Here is a 16,479-nt window from a genome sequence, read left to right as displayed (position 1 = left end):
GCATGTGGATTCCTCCGTGGCGGTGGGGGGCGGGATCAGGGATTCGGTTTCGCGCAAGGCGGGCGCCAGCGCGGTCCAGTGCAGCACTTGCAAGCGGCCATCCATGTGCTCCACCAGCGCGGACAGGCTTTCCACCCAGTCGCCGCTGTTGCCGTACAGAATGCCGTCTATCATTCGCACTTCCGGCTTGTGGATGTGGCCGCACACCACGCCGTCGAAGCCGCGCCGCCTGGCCTCGCCGGCCAGGATGGCTTCGAACTGGCTGATGAAATTGACCGCGTTTTTGACCTTGTGCTTCAGGTATTGCGACAGCGACCAATATGGCAGGCCCAGCCGATGCCGCACCCAGTTGAAGCCGCGGTTCAGCTCCAGGATCAGCGTGTATAGATTGTCGCCCAATCGGGCCAGCCACTTGGCGTACTGGATCACGCCGTCGAATTCGTCGCCGTGGAGCACCAGGAGCCGCTTGCCGTCGGCGGTCAGGTGCTCGGCTTCGAGACGGATGGCGATGCCGCCGAAGTCCAGCCCGCAGTACTGGCGCGCCGCCTCGTCGTGATTGCCGGGAATGTAGATCACCTGGCAGCCCTTGCGCGCCTTGCGCAGCAGTTTTTGCACCACGTCGTTGTGGCTCTGTTTCCAGTACCAGGATTTTTTCAGCTGCCAGCCGTCGACGATGTCGCCGACCAGGTAGAGATAGTCCGACTCATGCTCGCGCAGGAAGTCGAGCAAGTGGTCCGCGCGGCAGCCGGCGGTGCCGAGATGCACGTCGGAAATCCAGATGCTGCGCAAGCGGCGGGGGGCGTCGGAAGCGGAGTCTGGCTGCATGGCGAATCCATTGGCCGGGATGATGGCCCATGCTGCAATGGGCAGGTGACAGGCAAATGAGATTTTGTTGACAGGCTGATGAAGCGCGGCGCTTAAGCGTCGTTTAAGCTGCTTGTGCGATAAGGCAGGCTGGGGAGGACAAATGCGGATATTGCTGGTGGAAGATGATTGCCAGATCGGCGACGGCGTGCAGGCGGGTTTGCGCCAGCTGGGCTTCGCCGTGGACTGGCTGCGCGATGGCCGCCAGGCGCTGGGCGCGCTGACGGATGCGCCGTACGACGCCGTGGTGCTGGACCTGGGCCTGCCAGGCATGGACGGCATGGAGCTGCTGAGCGCCTGGCGGCGCGGGGGCTGCGACGCGCCGGTGTTGGTATTGACCGCGCGCGACTCGCTGGCCGACCGGCTGGGCGGCCTGGATGCCGGCGCCGACGACTACCTGGTCAAGCCGTTCGCGCTGGCCGAAGTGGCGGCACGGCTGCGCGCGCTGCACCGCCGCCGCCACGGTTTGTCCCAATCGCTGCTCAGCCATGGCCGGCTCAGCCTGGACCTGGTGGGCAAGACGGCGACGCTGGACGGCGAAGCGCTGGAACTGACAGGCAAGGAACTGGCGCTGCTGGAGTTGCTGCTTTGCAACAAGGGCCGGGTGCTGCCGCGCGAGCGCATCGAGGAAAAGCTGTACGGCTGGGGACAGGAGCTGGAGAGCAACGCGCTGGAGGTGCATGTCCACCACCTGCGCAAGAAGCTGGGCGCTGGCTTCATCCGCACCTTGCGCGGCCTGGGCTATACGCTGGGAGACCCGGCGTGAGGCGGCCCGGCAGCCTGCAGGCGAGATTGCTGCTGGTCTTGCTGCTGACCGTGCCGCTGGTCTGGCTGGTCGCTTCGCTGGCGGCGGTGTGGCTGGCCAAGCGCGAGGTGGACGAGTTGTTCGACACCCAAATGGCGCTGTATGGCCGCCAGTTGCTGGCCATCGATGTCCATGAGGCTTTGCCCGACGACACGCCCAAGCTCAAGCATTTGCTGAATGGCGCGGACGCGGGCCGCACCGACAGCGGCGACCTGGGGCTGGCGGTGTGGGACCAACAGGGCAAGCGCCTGCTGTGCGACGGCCGCGGCCGCCGTTTCGACTACCAGCCGCTGCGCCGCGGCTTCTACGACGAAGCGGGCAAGGACAGCCGCCACGGCTGGCGCATGTTCTACCTGACGGCGCCGGACGGCTCGCGGCTGGTGGCGGTGGGGCAGAAGCAGGGTTTGCGGCAAGAGATGGTGTGGAGCGTGGTCAAGGCCCAGCTGCTGCCGTGGATGATAGGCCTGCCCTTGATGATGCTGGCCATTCTGCTGGCGCTGCGGCGCGAGCTGGCGCCGCTGCGTCGGCTGGCGGGGGCCATCGCCGAGCGGCAGCCGGACGACAACAGCCCGGTGCGCGCCGAGGTGCCGCAAGAGGTTCAGCCTTTGTTGCGCTCGCTGAACGCGCTGTTTGGCCGGATCGGCCAGATGCTGGAGCATGAGCGACGCTTCACCGCCGACGCCGCCCACGAGTTGCGCACGCCGCTGGCGGCCTTGCGGGTGCAGGCCGAGGTGCTGGAGTTGATGCCGGACGACGGCGGCCGCAGCCACGCGTTGGCGCAGCTGCGGCTGGGCATAGACCGCGCCGGGCGGCTGGTGGAGCAGTTGCTGGCCTTGTCGCGGCTAGACCCGTTGCCGGGGCCGCAATCGAGCGCGCCGCTGGATTGGCAGAGGCTGGCCGAGCGGCTGTTGGCGGAGTTGTCGACGACGGCGGAACAAGTAGAGTGGAAGCTGGACTGGCGCTGCGCGCCGCAGGCGGTGTTGCCGCTGCGCGGCGACGAGGCCTTGGCCGGACTGATGCTGCGCAATCTATTGGAGAATGCCTGCCGTTACGGCCCGGCCGACGGCGTGGTGGAACTGCGGCTGGAGGAAGATGCGATCAGCGTGCTGGACCAGGGGCCGGGCATACCGCCGCAATGGCTGGAGAGGGTGAGGGAGCGCTTCTTCCGCCCTCCGGGACAGCATCAGGCCGGCAGCGGCCTGGGTCTGTCCATCGTCGAACGCGTCGCCGCGCTGCATGGCTTGCGGCTGATGCTGCGCAATCGGCCGGAAGGCGGCCTGGAGGCCAGGCTGGAGCGCGCCGAATGAGCTGCGGCAATCTGTCGCAGGGCGCGCCGGACGATTTGGATTAAGCTGCGAAGGTCCGGACGCGAAGGCGCCCGGCAGACAAAGGTTGCAAGCCCGCTCTGACCGGCGGGCTTTTTTTCGTCTCAGCCGCCGCGCTTGGCGTAGGCCGCCCGCTCCATGTCGCGCACCTCGCAGCTGACCGCGGCCAGGCCGGGAAACTGCACGCAGGCGGCCCGCATCAGGCTGTCGGCGAGCTTGCCCTTTTGCTCCGCGCTGCGCCCGGCCAGGACCAGGCAATTGATGTGGATGAAATCGGCCTCCGCGCCGCCTACCAGCGCCTGGGCGGCCGGCAGCAGCCGGGTTTTGATGTCGGCGGTCTGAAACAGGCCGCTTTGCTCGGCCGCGTCATGGATGGCCTTGGCCAGGGTGGCGATCTCGGGATGGCGGGCCAGATCGGCCGAGCATTCGATGATGCAGTGGGGCATGGTTTCTCTCTCTTTCGGAGCGGTCAAACGGCGTCATCGCCGAAGCGCAGGCGCCAGAACAGCGCATTGCACACGCCGCCGGCCATCGCGCCCAGATATAGGGTCATCCAGTCGTTATACAGCAGCGGCTCCGCCACGCGGGCATAGAGCAGCGTGATCAAGCCGCCGCTGAAGGCCCCCGGCGCGAAGGCGGCCAGCAACAGCAGCCAGGCCGGCCATTGCCGCTGCCAGCGCGCCACGCTCCCGGCCAGGATGATGCGCAGCAGGCACAGCATGAAACCGAAGATCAGCGCCGGCACCGCGCCCATCAGGTAGGCCATCATCGGCACCACGCCGCTGGCCAAGAGCGCCACCAGCGGCCCGAGCAAGATGAACAGCGTCAGGCCGCAGGCCAGGATTTTCAGGTAGGGAGTCTTCATCCGCCTTCTTCGAACAGGACAAAAGGCACAGCGTAGCAGACTGGCCTTGCGGCGGCGAGCGCGGGCGTCATGGCCGCGCGGCGGTTTTATCCGCGGCGAATGGGTCGGCCAGCCGCGGGTTGCGGGTCAGCGTTTCATCGCTCAGGGTCTTCAGGAAGGCGACGATGTCGGCCTGCTCGGCCGGCGTCAGCCGGATGTGGTCCATGGCCGGGTCTTTCCACGGATTGCGGCGGCCGTCGCCGGTTTTCCCATTGTCTCTGCCATGATCGGCATGGATGCGCACCGCTTCCTCCAGCGTCGCCACGCTGCCGTCGTGCATATAGGGCGCGGTGAGGGCCGCGTTGCGCAGGCTGGGGCTGCGGAAGCGGCCCATGTCGGCCGGCCGGCCGCTTAATTCCAGCGTGCCGCGGTTGGGAAACGGATAGCTGCCCTTGCCGTCGGCGTTGTAGAGGCCGATGTTGTGGAAGGACAGGCCATCGCCGTGGCCGGCCATCTGGTCATCGAAGTCCGGGCTGCCGTGGCAGCGCAGGCACTGGCTCTTGTCAGCGCGGAACAGCTTCAGCCCGCGCAGCTCGGCAGCGGACAGCTGGGCCTGGCCCGCCTGGTAGCGGTCGTAGCGCGAGTCGAAGGACACGATGCCGCGCTCGAAAGTGGCGATGGCCTTGACGATATTGGCCAGGCTCAGCGGTTTCTCCTCGCCGGGAAAAACACTGGCGAATGCGCGCAGGTACAGCGGATCCGCATCCAGCCGCGCCAACACGGTTGGTAGATTGCCGTCGTTGATGCCCATCTCCACCGGTTCGGTGCGGAACAGCGGGCCGTCCATCTGTCGTTCCAGCGTGGTCAGCGAATAATTGGCCCAGGTGTAGCTCTTGCGCCAGGCGACGTTGGCCAGCGGCTGGGCGTTGCGCAGGGTGCGCTCGCCGGTGCCGCCCCGCGACAGCGCCGCGCTGTCGCTGAAGGCCTTGTCCTGCGGATGGCAGCTGGCGCAGCTGATAGTGCCTTTGCCGGACAGCCGCTTGTCGTAGAACAGGCGGCGGCCTAGCTCGAACTTGGCCTGGCTCATGGCATTGTCCGCCGGCACCGGCGGCGGCGCCACGCCGGGCGGCAGCTGCCACTGCCAGTCTTCCACAGGGGCGGGCGGCGGCGCGGCTTCGCGCCCGCAGGCGGCCAGCAGGCCGGTCAACAGCAGCGCGGCGCAAGGTTTCATGAGCCTATCTTCTCCACCCGGAACACGCGGCTGTCGCGGCCATCGCCCAGCGGCTGGCCGCCGTCGTTGGCGCCGGGGCTGCTCTCGTTCAGGCGCAGGCCCAGGCGGTCGAATATCGGCTGGCATTCGGCGTCGGTGGCGTTGGAGCGGCAGCCGACATCGGCGCTGACATCGCGGTTGATGTCGTTGCCGGCAAACAGCGACTGGATGTCCAGCGCCACGCGATCGGTTTTGGGGTCGAAGCGGTCGAAGCTCACCTTGAAGCGGTTGGGCTTGCCGCAGCGGTAGCCGCCGACGATGGCGGCGTCGGCCTGGCAGTCGGTGGAGCCCAGGTGGAAGGCCCAGCGGTCGGCGGTCGAATTGTCCGCGCGCTTGACGCCGCCCGCGGGCGCCAGGTCTATGCGCATGAAGCGGTGGCCGGATTGCCACTCCCACATCAGCCAGTACACGCCCAGTATCGGGTGCGGCGGGCTGTGCGCCGGCTGATGGTTCAACGCCACGTCTTCGCCCTTGGCGTTTTTGGCCGAAACTGGCACGCCCACCTTGAAGCTGAGGCCGGTGTAGTTGTCGGCCGGCGCGCTGCCCACGACTTCGCTATTGCTGCCGGACAGCGGCTTGAACACCGGCGTGTCGCCGTCGTCGCGCGACTTGTCCTTGCAGCTGCCGCCGGCGAAATCCAGCAGGGCCAGGTTCAGGAACTGCCATTTATTGGCCTGGTCCAGCTGCAGCGGCACTTCCTGGCCGCGGCTGTTGATCAGCGACACATCGTGCACATAGACCATGCCCTCGGCCAGGGTGGCGTTGGCTTGGCCGGCGCCGATGCCGCTGAGCTGGCTGTTGCAGGTCACCGGCTGGCTGCCGGATTTCAGGGCGAAGCGGACTGTGGTGGCGCCGCCGCCGTAGCCGGCGGGGGACGTCTCGCTCTGGCTCTGGGACGGGCTGTCGCTACTGCTGACGCCGCCGCCGAGGCAGGCGGACAGGCTTAGGCACAAAGCGGGGAGGAATATCCAATTTGGCTTCATCACGGTTCTCCATTTCTTGTTATGCAATGCGTAGGGCGGATGTCCCGCAGGGGCGATCCGCCAGGGGACGCGCCAAGCCGCGCCGAATCTGTCGCGCGGGCAAGGCCTTAGGGCCTGCCCGCCCTACCTGGCTTGTCTGACTGAGCCTTGTGCAGCGGAATGCTTGGCAAGGCGTAAAACGTATGCGATGCGCCACTTCCCCTTTCAGCGCGAGCCGGCAAAAAGCGCTGGGCGAGGTTTTAAGCCGCCGACTTGTTCGACGCCGCGCGACGGTAGCGCGCGGCTAGTTTCGGCGGCTCCTCGACCTGGGCTTTTTTGTCGGGGTTTCGCGCGCTGCAGGGGCGGCCTGGGGTTAAAAGGGGGCTGGCCGTTCAGCCCCCTTTTCCGTCCGACGGGCGGAACCGTCATTAAAATATCGTCCGCGTAGCGGACACCGAAAGAGTCTGTCTAGATGGGAAGCGCGGGCAAGGCCTTAGGGCCTGCACGCCCTACCAAGCTGTTGACGGCGAGCGGCTTGCGGCGGAACGCCCGGGTTTGCCGGGCTTCCGCCCTACGGCCGTCTTACCAATGCGCCTGCAGCTTCATCCACAGCGTGCGGCCCGGTTCGTTGACGCGGGTCGCGCGGGCGTAGCCGGCCACGTCGGCGCCGCCGCTGCTGATGTGTTCGGCGTAAGTCCGGTTGAACAGATTGTCCAGGCCGGCGCTCAGCTTGACGGCCTTGCTGGCGCGCCAGCCGCCGTTCAGCGACAGGGTGGCGAAGCCCGGCGTCGGGCCGATGTCCTGGCTGGCGATATTGCCTTGGCCCACGGCCACGCGATCCTGGCCGGCGGCCACGCGCCATACGGCGGCGGCGGCCCAGGTCTGGTTGTCCCAGGCCAGGCTCAAGGTGGCGGAGAGCGGCGGGGTTTGCGCCAGCGGCCTGTCGTCGGTGGCGTTGGCGCCCCAGCTGTAGGCGGCGCTGCCGGATAGCTGCCATCGCGGGGCCAGTTGCCAGGAGGCGTCGGCCTCCAGTCCGTAGCGGTAGGCCTGGATGTTGCGCGTGGCCTGGGCGGCGTTGTCGTCCACCAGCAGGAAGTTGTCGATGCGGCTCAGATAGCCTGACAGCGAGCCCTTGATCTTGTCGCCCTGGTACAGCGCGCCCAGGTCCAGCTGGGTATTGCGTTCCGGTTGCAGCGTCGGGCGATTGCCGGCGACGTAGCTGCGCTCCCAGTAGTCCGGCGCGCGCTCGGCCAGGCCGATGCCGGCGTAAGGCGTCCAGTTGTCCAGCTTGTATTCGTAACGGGCGAAGCCGCTGTACAGGCGGTAATCCTGCAGTTGCTCGCCGCGCGTGGCGGAGGCGTCGTAATAGGCGCGCGCGCGGTCGTGGCGCCAGCCTGCCACCGCCTTGCCGCCCAGCAGCGGGGCGTTGCCTTCCAGATACAGGCCGGCGCGTTCGATATGCTGGTCCGGCACGCGCGGCAGGCTGGCGTAGCTCAGGCCGCCGACGCGGCTGGTGTGTCGGTCTTGCTGCCAATCCGCGCCCGCGGTCAGCTCGATGTCGGCGAAGGCCAGGTCCGCCTCCAGCTTGGCGGCGTCGGTGCGGCGGTCCGGATTGCTGGCGCGCGGCGTCTTGCCGGGGGCCTGCGGCCGCAAGGTGTAGTTGTCCATCACGTGGTCGGCGTAGCTGCGGTTGGCCGCCAGCCGCACGGCGTCCAGCCACGGCGCGAGATGGCGCTGTTCCGCCTTGACGCCCCAGGCGCGGCGGTCGAACCGGCTGCCGTCCATGCCGCGGTCCGCGTAGGCGGCGCGGCCGTTGCTGACGTCGCCGGACAGCTCTAGGGTGGTGTCGCGGCCCGGTGTGAGGCCGGCGATCACGCTCTGGCTGTCGCGGCGGTAGGCCGAATGCACTTTCTCGCCATTGCCGTCGCGGTAGTCCTCGGCCTGGTTGTGCGAGTCGATCAGCCGCAGATAGCCCAGTTTGCCGCCCATGGTCAGGTCGGCATAGGCGTCCTGGCGGTTGGCGCTGCCGGCCAGCAGGCTGCCGTCGAAGCGCAGTCCGGGTTCGGCAAACGGCTTGGTCTTGCGCTCGAAGCTGACCGCGCCGCTGATCAGCGCGCCGCCGTATTTGACCGACTGCGGACCCTTGATCACCACCAGCTTGTCGTAGGCGTCCGGAAACAGGTAGGCGGTGGGCGGGTCCATGCGGCCGGGGCAGCCGCCGTAGACGAAGCCGCCGTTGGCCAGGATGTTCAGGCGAGAGCCGCCCAGGCCGCGCAGCAGCGGGTCGCCGGAGCTGCCGCCCTTGCGCACCACGCTGAAGCCGGGGATGGTTTTCAAGAGATCGGCGCCGTCGCCGGCCGGCACCGGCTGGCGCGGCGCGCGCGGGTCGGTCTCGACGCGCAGCGGCTGCTCGGTCTTGACGGCGGTGACGACGATGGGGTCGAGCTGGAACACGGGCAGATCGGCGGCAAAGGCGTGGCCGGCCGCCAGCGCCAGGGGCGCGGGAAGCAATAGAGGTTTCAGGTTCATCGCGGAAAGTCGTTTTTGAGTTTGGCGGCGATGCTATTTGAAACAGTTCCCGCCCGGAATGCGGCATATTGTCGCAGCGCGCCGCGGCGGCCTCATGGTGTAAAGTGGCGGCATGAAATGGAATGCGATTTTCGCGCCGGAGCGGGCGGCAGACGCGCGGGACACCGGCCGCCGCATCGGCCGCCTGCGCTGGTTGATGCTGCTGCTCGCCCTGGCTTTGGCCGCCGCCTGCGCCGCGCTGGAGGTGGCGTTGCCGTGGCCCTTGATAGGCCAGGCGCTGGCCACGCTGGCCCTGGTCAATTTGGCGCTGCCCAGGCTGCCGGCCTGGGGGCTGTCGGACGAGGCCGCGCTGCGGGTAGGCCTCTTGGCCGACGTGCTGGTGTTGACCGAGCTGCTGGCCTTCAGCGGCGGCGCGGCCAATCCGCTGGCCTCGCTCTACCTGCCGCCGGTGCTGTTCGCCGCCTTGCTGTCGCCGGGCGGCTTCGCCTGGCTGCTGGCCCTGCTGGCCATGGCCGCTTACGGTCTTTTGTTCGAGTGGCATCTGGATTGGCCGCTCAACGGCGGCAATGCCGCTTACGCCTTCAATCTGCACCTGGCCGGCATGTGGATGTCGTTCGCGCTGTCCGCGCTGTTGATAGCTGGTTTCGTGTCCTGGCTGGCCCGCCAGCTGCGCCGGCAGGGCGACGCGCTGGCCGAGGCGCGCGAGACCCAGCTGCGCGACGAGCAGCTGCTGGCGGTGGGCATGCAGGCGGCCGGCGCGGCGCACTCGCTGTCCACGCCCTTGAACACTCTGACCCTGCTGGTGGACGAGCTGCTCAGCGAGCGGGCGGACGATGCCGCGCTGGCGCAGGACTTGCGGCTGATGCAGTCGCAACTGTCCAGCTGCCGCACCACCTTGGCCCGGCTCAAGCACGGCTCCGAACCCAGCCCCGGCGCGTTGCCGCTGTTCGCCGCCTTGGCCGAGCGGCTGGAAGGCTGGCGCAGCCTGCGGCCGGACGTGCGTTTGGACTGGTTCGCGCCAGGAGGCGACGATCCCATGGTGCGGCTGGACGCGGCGTTCTGGCCGGCGCTGTTCAATCTGGTCAATAACGCGGCCGAGGCCGGCGGCGGCGAGGTGGCGGTATCGGCCAGCCTCTGCGATGGCCGGCTGCGGCTGGACATCGTCAACCGCCAGGGCTGGCTGAGCGAGGCGCAGCTGGCGCGCGCCGGCCTGGCGCCGCTGGAGTCGGCCAAGCCGGCCGGCATGGGCCTGGGCATGATGCTCAGCCACGCCACGCTGGCGCGGCTGGGCGGCACCCTGAGCCTGGACAACCGCGCCGAGGGCGGCGTGCACGCGCGCATCGAGCTGCCGCTGGCGCAGGAGGAAAGCAAGTGAGAGATTTTCTGCTGATAGACGACGACGAGGCCTTCGCCGCGGTGCTGATGCGCTCGCTGGCGCGGCGCGGCCATGCGGCGGCTTGGGCGCGCAATGCGGATGAGGCGCTGGCGCGGGCGGAGGAACAGCCGGCGCGCATCCTGCTGGATCTGAACCTGGACGGCGACAGCGGCCTCCGGCTGCTGCCGGCGCTGCGCGCGGCCAGTCCGGACAGCGCCATCGTGGTGCTGACCGGCTACGCCAGCATCGCCACCGCGGTGGAGGCCACCAAGCTGGGCGCGGTGCAATACCTGGCCAAGCCGGCCGGCGCGGATGAAATCCTGGCCGCCTTCGGCCAGCAGGCAGCCAACCCGGCGCTGCCGGTGGCGCCCCAGCCCATGTCCTTGCGCCGCGTCACCTGGGAGCACCTGCAGCGCGTATTGGCCGAACATGACGGCAATATTTCCGCCACCGCGCGCGCGCTGAACATGCACCGCCGCACCCTGCAGCGCATGCTGGCCAAGAAACCGGTCAAAAGCTGATTCCGTGCCATGACGGATATATAAATCGGACAATGGCGGCCCATCAGAAAATATGATTGGAGCGAATGCTCCAACGCGGCGTAACGTGCGGATTCCATACTGATAATGGGGAGATGCGAGATGCTGCGTGGCCAGATGATGGAACTGCCGCTGTTGATTTCCGATTTGCTCGTGCATGCCGAGCGCTTCCACGGCGACACCGAGATCGTGTCGCGCACCGTGGAAGGGCCTGTCCACCGCTATACCTACCGCGACGCCGCGCGCCGAGCGCGCCAGCTGGCCAACGCGCTGCCCTCGCTGGGGGTGGCGCCGGGAGACCGCGTGGCCACCCTGGCCTGGAACGGCTACCGCCACTTCGAAATCTACTTCGCCGTCTCCGGCGGCGGCGCCGTCTGCCACACCGTCAATCCGCGGCTGTTTCCGGAGCAGATCGCCTGGATCATCAACCATGCCGAGGACAAGGTGCTGATGTTCGACGCTACCTTCCTGCCGCTGGTGAAGCAGATAGCGGACCAGTTGAAGAGCGTGGAGCATTTCGTGCTGCTGGCCGACCATGCCCATCTGCCGGCGGACAGCGGCATTCCGGATCTGCTCAGCTACGAAGACCTGGTGCATGGCCACAGCGACGTCTACGACTGGCCTAAGCTAGATGAGAATACCGCCTCCAGCCTGTGCTACACCTCCGGCACCACCGGCAATCCCAAGGGCGTGCTGTACTCGCACCGCTCCACCGTGCTGCACGCCTTCGGCAGCTCGCTGCCGGACAGCTTCGACATCTCGGCGCGCGCCGTGGTGATGCCGGTGGTGCCGATGTTCCACGCCAACGCCTGGGGCTTGCCTTACAGCTGCGCGATGAACGGCAGCAAGCTGGTGCTGCCCGGCGCCAAGCTGGACGGCGCCAGCCTGCAAAGCCTGATCGCGGAAGAAGGCGTCACCACCACCATAGGCGTGCCCACGGTGTGGCTGCAGCTCTTGCAATATTGCCAGCGCGAAAAGCTGCCGCTCGCGCCGCTGAAGCGCGTCATCGCCGGCGGCTCCGCCGTGCCGGAAAGCATGATAGAGCAGTTGGCCGAGCACGGCATCGAAATGCGCCAGCTATGGGGCATGACCGAGCTGTCGCCCTGCGGCACCACCTGCACGCCCAAGCTCAAGCACGACGCGCTGGACGGCAAGGACAGAAACGCGCTGCTGATCAAGCAGGGCCGCCCGGTATACGGCGTGGACATCCGCATCGTGGACGACGCCGGGCTGCCGCTGCCGCACGACGGCGTCTCTTTCGGCAATCTGCAGGTGCGCGGGCCGTGGGTGCTGTCTCAGTATTTCAAGCGCGAGCTGGATGCCAACCACAGCGCCGACGGCTGGTTCCACACCGGCGACGTGGTGACCATAGATCCGGACGGCTTCATGCGCATCACAGACCGCACCAAGGACGTGATCAAGTCCGGCGGCGAATGGATCAGTTCCATTGATCTGGAAAACATCTTGGTGGGCCACCCGGCGGTGGCGGAGGCGGCTGCCATCGCGGTGGCGCACCCGAAGTGGGACGAGAGGCCGCTGATGGTGGTGACGCTGAAGCCCGGCGCGCGCGCCACGCGCGAGGAGCTGCTGGCCTATTTCGACGGCAAGATCGCCAAATGGTGGACGCCCAATGACGTGGCCTTCGTCGACGAGCTGCCGCACACCGCCACCGGCAAGCTGCTGAAGATGAAGCTGCGCGAGCTGTTCCGCGATCATCAATGGCCGGAATCATGAAAAATGGATGATTTGCTCTAAATGCGCTGGATTTTTGTAGAGCATTTACGTTAGAATGCCGCCTGCACTGAGAGCCGCAAGGTTTTGAGGTGTTAGCCCCTCGAAATATCGAGCTGGCCCAAGCCGGTCCGATGTTTCTTCCTCGTGTTGGCCCCTGCCGCAATGCCGCAGGGGTATTTTTTTGCGCCGGCAAAGTGTGGTATTCACATCGACGGCGTCCTTTCTTGCTCCTATCATAATTAGGATGGCATGCGCGCGATCAAGCGCGTTCCGCGCGGCTTGGTTTAGCGTATGCCTGCCATCTCAAATAAAACCTATAAAGCGCGTCAGTCCCGGCAGCGCCGTGCCTTGGCATGGCCTAGTGGCCTCGCACGCGTCTTCTGCTTGGGAATGCCGGTTTGGCCTGGCTCAACACAGCGTGGAAAAGGGAAGCACATGAAATCACTCCGCAGTCGCCTGATAGCGCTCAACGCCTTGCTGATGGCCTTGTTCGGCCTGGTTCTGGTCGGCATCGTCTTCATGCAGATGCGATCGGAAATCCTGGACGGCCTGGATAATGAATTCTCCGCCAGCCTGAAAGGGCAGAGCGCGGTGGTGACCACCTGGCTGGCCGAGAAAAAGCAGCAAATCGTCGCCCAGACCGGCGTGGCCAACGAGGCCGACGCGCTGCGCTTCCTCAAAGTGGGCAGCAAGGCCGGCGGCTTCAACGTCAACTATGCGGGCTACGCCGACGGCCATTCGCTGTTTTCCGACGACTGGACCGCCCCGGCCGACTACAAGGTGGCGGACCGAGACTGGTACAAGCAGGCCCAGGCCGCCGGCCAAGCTATCGTCACCGAGCCCTATGTCGACGAAGCCTCCAAGAAGCTGACCGTCACCATCGCCGCCCCGTTCAACCATAACGGCGCCTTCGCCGGCGTGGTGGGCGGCGACGTGATGGTGGACACGCTGGTCAAGTCCGTGCTGTCGATGAAGGTGCGCGGCGACGGCTACGCCTTCATCGTCGATGCCAAGGGCACCGTCATCGCCCACCCGCAAGCCGACTTGACGCTGAAATCCATCGCCAGCGTGGTGCCGGAACTCACGGCGGAGCGGCTGGCCCAGCTGGCGCAAAGCGCCAACGCGTCGGACATGAGCATCGGCGGCAAGAACATGCTGATTTCCGCCCGGGCCATCCCCGGCACTAGCTGGATTCTGGCGCTGGCGACGGACAAGGACGTGATCCTGGCGCCGCTGAACAAGCTGCTGTACACCATAGGCGGGCTGACCCTGCTGGTGTTCGCGCTGATGATCCCGTTCTCCAGCATGATCATAGGCAAGATGCTGGCCGGCCTGGTGCGCCTGAAGGCGGCGATGGAAGACATCGCGCGCGGCCAGGGCGACCTGACGCTGCGGCTGAAAGACGACGGCCAAGACGAAATCGCCGCCACCGCGCGCGCCTTCAATACCTTTGTCGCCCAGCTGGGCCAGCTGTTCCGCGGCCTGAAGGTAGACGCAGAGGGCGTGGTGGGCGGCGTGCAGGACGCCAGCCAGCTGGTGGCTAATGTCGCGCAGAGCTCGCGCCATATTTCCGACGTGTCATCGTCCAACGCGGCCACGTTGGAGCAGATCACCGTGTCGATCTCCCACATCGCGGACAGCGCGCGCCAGGCCGACGAGCTGGCCAGCGCCACCGGCCATCATTTGGCCGCGAGTTCCGACAATATGCAGCAGCTGTCCAGCGGCATGGAAAATACCGTGCAGTCGGTGCGCGGGCTGGAGGAGATGCTGGCCTCGCTGGACAAGCGCTCGCAGGAAATTTCCGGCATCACCAATGTGATCCGCGATATCGCCGACCAGACCAACCTCTTGGCGCTGAACGCCGCCATCGAGGCCGCGCGCGCCGGCGAACAGGGCCGCGGCTTCGCCGTAGTGGCGGATGAGGTGCGAAAATTGGCCGAGCGCACCGCGCAGGCCACGCTGGAGATCTCCAATATGGTGGGCGCCATCCGCGAGGAAACCGGCCGCGCGGTGGGAGACGTCAACAGCACGGTGCAGGCGGTGGACGAGGGCGTGGGCCTGACCCGCGAGGCGGTGGGCAAGATAGCCGCCATCCGCGAGTCCATGCGCGAGGTGGTGGCCAAGATGAGCGAGATTTCCAACTCCACCCAGGAGCAGCACAAGGCCACCACCCTGATCGCGCAAAGCTCGGAAGCGATCAACGGCCACGTGCTGGAGAACGACGACGTGCTGCAAAACGTCAGCAGCACGCTGCAAGGCCTGGCCGGCAACGCCGGCAAGATGGATGCCGAGTTCAACAAGTTCCGGCTGTAAGTCCGGCCGCTCCGAAACGCCGCCTTGCCAGGCGGCGTTTTTGCGTTGATGATCCGGACGAACCTTTTTTATGGCCAAACGCGTGATGATCCCGTTTTCTTCCCATGCCCTGAGCGCCGCCAAGCTGTTGGCCGATGGCGATCTGGTAGGCGCCTTGCGCGCGGCGCAACAAGGCCTGCAGGCGGAACCCTGCAACGCGCCGCTTTGGAATTTGCTGGGCGTCTGCGCCGCCGGGCTGGAGCAGCCGCTGCTGGCCGAGCATTGCTGGCGACAGGCGTTGGCGCTGGATTCCGCGACGCCGGACGCGCAGTACAACCTGGGCTGCCTGAGCGAGGAGCGGGGCGAGCCGGCGCAGGCCGAGGCGTACTACCGCGCGGAGCTGACGCGCGATCCGCATCATCCATCCAGCCTGGGCAATCTGGGCAATCTGTTGCAGGACGCCGGCCGGTTGGCCGAGGCCGAAACCTGCTTCCGTAGCCGGCTGGCCGCGCATCCGTCCGCCGCCGCGCATTACCAGTTAGGCAGGCTGCTGCGCGAGCGCGGCGCGGCGCAAGAGGCGGCGCGTCAACTGCAAGCCTGCCTGGAGCAAGCGCCGGAGGACGTGGAAGCCTTGCAACTGCTGGGCCAATCGCTGGCGGAGCAAGGCGCGGCCGATGAGGCTGAGGCGATGCTGCGGCGCGCGCTGAGCTTGGAGCCTGGCCATGCGGCCGCCGGCAATAATCTGGGCGTACTGCTGATGGCGGAGCGGCGCTGGGAGGAGGCGGAAGCGCTGCTGCGCGGCGTTTATGCCAGGCAAGCGGATGCGGCGCTGCCCAATCTGGCCGCGCTATTGTGCGCCACCGGCCGCGCCGCGGAGGCCGAGGCGCTGGCGCGGCAAGCCGCGGCGGAAGCGCCGGATCATGCCGATTGGCTGTGCCTGCTAGGCGTCGCGCTGGCGGATCAGGCGCGGGGAGATGAAGCCGAGGCGGCATGGGCGCGCGGGCTGGCCATAGCGCCCAAGCATCGCCGCTTGCGGCAGAACCTGGGCTATCTGCGATTGGCGCGCGGAGAGTGGCAGGCCGGCTGGGAGCATCACGAGGCCAGGCTGGAGGCGGCGGCTTATCCCAGCCTGCCATCGCCGCGCTGGCAGGGCGAAAGCCTGGCGGGCCGGCGGCTGCTGGTGTTGTTCGAGCAGGGCTATGGCGACGCCATACAGTTCAGCCGCTATCTGGTCCCGCTGCTCGCGCGCGGCGCGGCGCGCGTCATCGCGCTCTGTCGAGCGCCGCTGCTGCCCTTGTTCGTTCGGCAATGGCCGCAAGTGGAATGGCTGTCGTTGGGAAGCGGCTATCCGGCCGAGTTTCCGCCGCACGATTGCCATGTTTTCTCGATGAGTCTGCCATGGGCGCTGCGTGAGTTCGAACCGCGGGCTGGCGCGCCTTATCTGGAGGCAGACCCGGCCCAGTGGCAGGCCTGGCGCGAGCGCTTGCCAGCCGGCCGCAATATCGGCCTGGTCTGGCGCGGCCGCGCCGAACACCCATTCGATCATTGCCGCTCCTTGCCGGGGCCGGAGGCTTTGTTGCCGCTCTTGGCCGACAGCAGCATCAACTGGATTTCGCTGCAGCCGGAGCCGACCGAGGCCGAGCGGGCGTGGCTGCTTGGCAATGGCTTGCTGGAACTGGGGTCTGGCCTGCGGGACTTCGCCGACAGCGCTGCGTTGCTGGCGGCGCTGGACGGCTTGATCGCCGTGGACACGGCGCTGGCGCATCTGGCCGGCGCGCTGGGCCAGCCTTGCCGCGTGCTGCTGGCGGACGAGCATGTGGACTGGCGCTGGGGGCAGGGTGGCGACGTCACGGCGTGGTACGCGTCCTTGACCTTGGAGAGGCGGCGGCGAGGAGAGACATGGGAGGGCTTGGCCGGCCGATTGGCGGTCTGAGCCGCCC

The 16,479-nt window shown here is 67.3% G+C and carries 13 protein-coding genes; 7 read left to right on the top strand and 6 right to left on the bottom strand.

Translation table 11 applies throughout. From position 1 onward, the window contains the following. On the bottom strand, positions 1 to 825 hold an 825-nt coding region (locus C2I19_RS10500), incomplete at its 3' end, for a UDP-2,3-diacylglucosamine diphosphatase (RefSeq protein ID WP_103902650.1). Positions 826 to 967: 142 nt separating this feature from the next. Here C2I19_RS10500 and C2I19_RS10495 point away from each other — a divergent pair. Beyond that, positions 968 to 1,630 carry a response regulator gene (locus C2I19_RS10495; protein WP_103902644.1) on the top strand — a complete coding sequence of 221 codons (663 nt, stop codon included), beginning with the start codon at positions 968 to 970 and terminating at the stop codon, positions 1,628 to 1,630. Continuing rightward, the gene (locus tag C2I19_RS10490) at positions 1,627 to 2,976 is read left to right on the top strand and encodes an ATP-binding protein (protein ID WP_233201163.1); all 1,350 of its coding nucleotides are present in this window, start codon (positions 1,627 to 1,629) and stop codon (positions 2,974 to 2,976) included. Before C2I19_RS10495 ends, C2I19_RS10490 begins: the two co-directional genes overlap by 4 nt. 122 nt (positions 2,977 to 3,098) lie before the next feature. On the opposite strand, the gene C2I19_RS10485 is transcribed toward C2I19_RS10490, so the two are convergent. From C2I19_RS10485 to C2I19_RS10465, 5 genes are all read right to left on the bottom strand, one after another. After that, positions 3,099 to 3,440: a 5-carboxymethyl-2-hydroxymuconate Delta-isomerase gene (locus C2I19_RS10485; protein ID WP_103902643.1), complete on the bottom strand. Its 342-nt coding sequence runs from the start codon at positions 3,438 to 3,440 to the stop codon at positions 3,099 to 3,101. A gap of 23 nt (positions 3,441 to 3,463) precedes the next feature. Continuing rightward, positions 3,464 to 3,859: a hypothetical protein gene (locus tag C2I19_RS10480; protein WP_103902642.1), complete on the bottom strand. Its 396-nt coding sequence runs from the start codon at positions 3,857 to 3,859 to the stop codon at positions 3,464 to 3,466. Between the two features lie 67 nt (positions 3,860 to 3,926). Next, entirely contained in the window at positions 3,927 to 5,069 is a 1,143-nt protein-coding gene (locus C2I19_RS10475; protein WP_103902641.1) for a methanobactin export MATE transporter MbnM, read from the bottom strand. Continuing rightward, complete coding sequence (locus C2I19_RS10470; protein WP_103902640.1) at positions 5,066 to 6,091, bottom strand: MbnP family copper-binding protein; 1,026 nt, start codon at positions 6,089 to 6,091, stop codon at positions 5,066 to 5,068. The genes C2I19_RS10475 and C2I19_RS10470 overlap by 4 nt, the downstream gene beginning before the upstream one ends. 561 nt (positions 6,092 to 6,652) lie before the next feature. Further along, on the bottom strand, positions 6,653 to 8,599 hold the full coding sequence (locus C2I19_RS10465; RefSeq protein ID WP_103902639.1) for a TonB-dependent copper receptor: 1,947 nt from the start codon (positions 8,597 to 8,599) through the stop codon (positions 6,653 to 6,655). Positions 8,600 to 8,711: 112 nt separating this feature from the next. On the opposite strand from C2I19_RS10465, the gene C2I19_RS10460 reads away from it, so the two are divergent. The 5 genes from C2I19_RS10460 (at position 8,712) to C2I19_RS10440 (ending at position 16,472) form a co-directional block, all read left to right on the top strand. Next, positions 8,712 to 9,974 carry an ATP-binding protein gene (locus C2I19_RS10460; RefSeq protein ID WP_233201162.1) on the top strand — a complete coding sequence of 421 codons (1,263 nt, stop codon included), beginning with the start codon at positions 8,712 to 8,714 and terminating at the stop codon, positions 9,972 to 9,974. After that, the gene (locus C2I19_RS10455) at positions 9,971 to 10,495 is read left to right on the top strand and encodes a response regulator transcription factor (RefSeq protein WP_103902638.1); all 525 of its coding nucleotides are present in this window, start codon (positions 9,971 to 9,973) and stop codon (positions 10,493 to 10,495) included. Before C2I19_RS10460 ends, C2I19_RS10455 begins: the two co-directional genes overlap by 4 nt. Positions 10,496 to 10,615: 120 nt before the next feature. Continuing rightward, complete coding sequence (locus tag C2I19_RS10450; RefSeq protein WP_103902637.1) at positions 10,616 to 12,247, top strand: 3-(methylthio)propionyl-CoA ligase; 1,632 nt, start codon at positions 10,616 to 10,618, stop codon at positions 12,245 to 12,247. Positions 12,248 to 12,682: 435 nt separating this feature from the next. Continuing rightward, the gene (locus tag C2I19_RS10445; RefSeq protein ID WP_103902636.1) at positions 12,683 to 14,560 is read left to right on the top strand and encodes a methyl-accepting chemotaxis protein; all 1,878 of its coding nucleotides are present in this window, start codon (positions 12,683 to 12,685) and stop codon (positions 14,558 to 14,560) included. Positions 14,561 to 14,630: 70 nt separating this feature from the next. Continuing rightward, the gene (locus C2I19_RS10440; protein ID WP_103902635.1) at positions 14,631 to 16,472 is read left to right on the top strand and encodes a tetratricopeptide repeat protein; all 1,842 of its coding nucleotides are present in this window, start codon (positions 14,631 to 14,633) and stop codon (positions 16,470 to 16,472) included. Positions 16,473 to 16,479 lie beyond the last annotated feature (7 nt).

Source organism: Chromobacterium alticapitis, from assembly GCF_002924365.1.
Classification (GTDB): domain Bacteria; phylum Pseudomonadota; class Gammaproteobacteria; order Burkholderiales; family Chromobacteriaceae; genus Chromobacterium; species Chromobacterium alticapitis.
Note: the sequence above shows the minus strand (reverse complement) of the source record. Positions and strands in the feature narration are given on the sequence as shown.

What these genes read in the sequence shown, in the direction of transcription:
- C2I19_RS10465 (WP_103902639.1), bottom strand. Translation starts at nt 8,599, where the DNA reads ATGAACCTGAAACCTCTATTGCTTCCCGCGCCCCTGGCGCTGGCGGCC.
- C2I19_RS10445 (WP_103902636.1), top strand. Translation starts at nt 12,683, where the DNA reads ATGAAATCACTCCGCAGTCGCCTGATAGCGCTCAACGCCTTGCTGATG.
- C2I19_RS10485 (WP_103902643.1), bottom strand. Translation starts at nt 3,440, where the DNA reads ATGCCCCACTGCATCATCGAATGCTCGGCCGATCTGGCCCGCCATCCC.
- C2I19_RS10450 (WP_103902637.1), top strand. Translation starts at nt 10,616, where the DNA reads ATGCTGCGTGGCCAGATGATGGAACTGCCGCTGTTGATTTCCGATTTG.
- C2I19_RS10480 (WP_103902642.1), bottom strand. Translation starts at nt 3,859, where the DNA reads ATGAAGACTCCCTACCTGAAAATCCTGGCCTGCGGCCTGACGCTGTTC.
- C2I19_RS10495 (WP_103902644.1), top strand. Translation starts at nt 968, where the DNA reads ATGCGGATATTGCTGGTGGAAGATGATTGCCAGATCGGCGACGGCGTG.
- C2I19_RS10460 (WP_233201162.1), top strand. Translation starts at nt 8,712, where the DNA reads ATGAAATGGAATGCGATTTTCGCGCCGGAGCGGGCGGCAGACGCGCGG.
- C2I19_RS10475 (WP_103902641.1), bottom strand. Translation starts at nt 5,069, where the DNA reads ATGAAACCTTGCGCCGCGCTGCTGTTGACCGGCCTGCTGGCCGCCTGC.
- C2I19_RS10440 (WP_103902635.1), top strand. Translation starts at nt 14,631, where the DNA reads ATGGCCAAACGCGTGATGATCCCGTTTTCTTCCCATGCCCTGAGCGCC.
- C2I19_RS10470 (WP_103902640.1), bottom strand. Translation starts at nt 6,091, where the DNA reads ATGAAGCCAAATTGGATATTCCTCCCCGCTTTGTGCCTAAGCCTGTCC.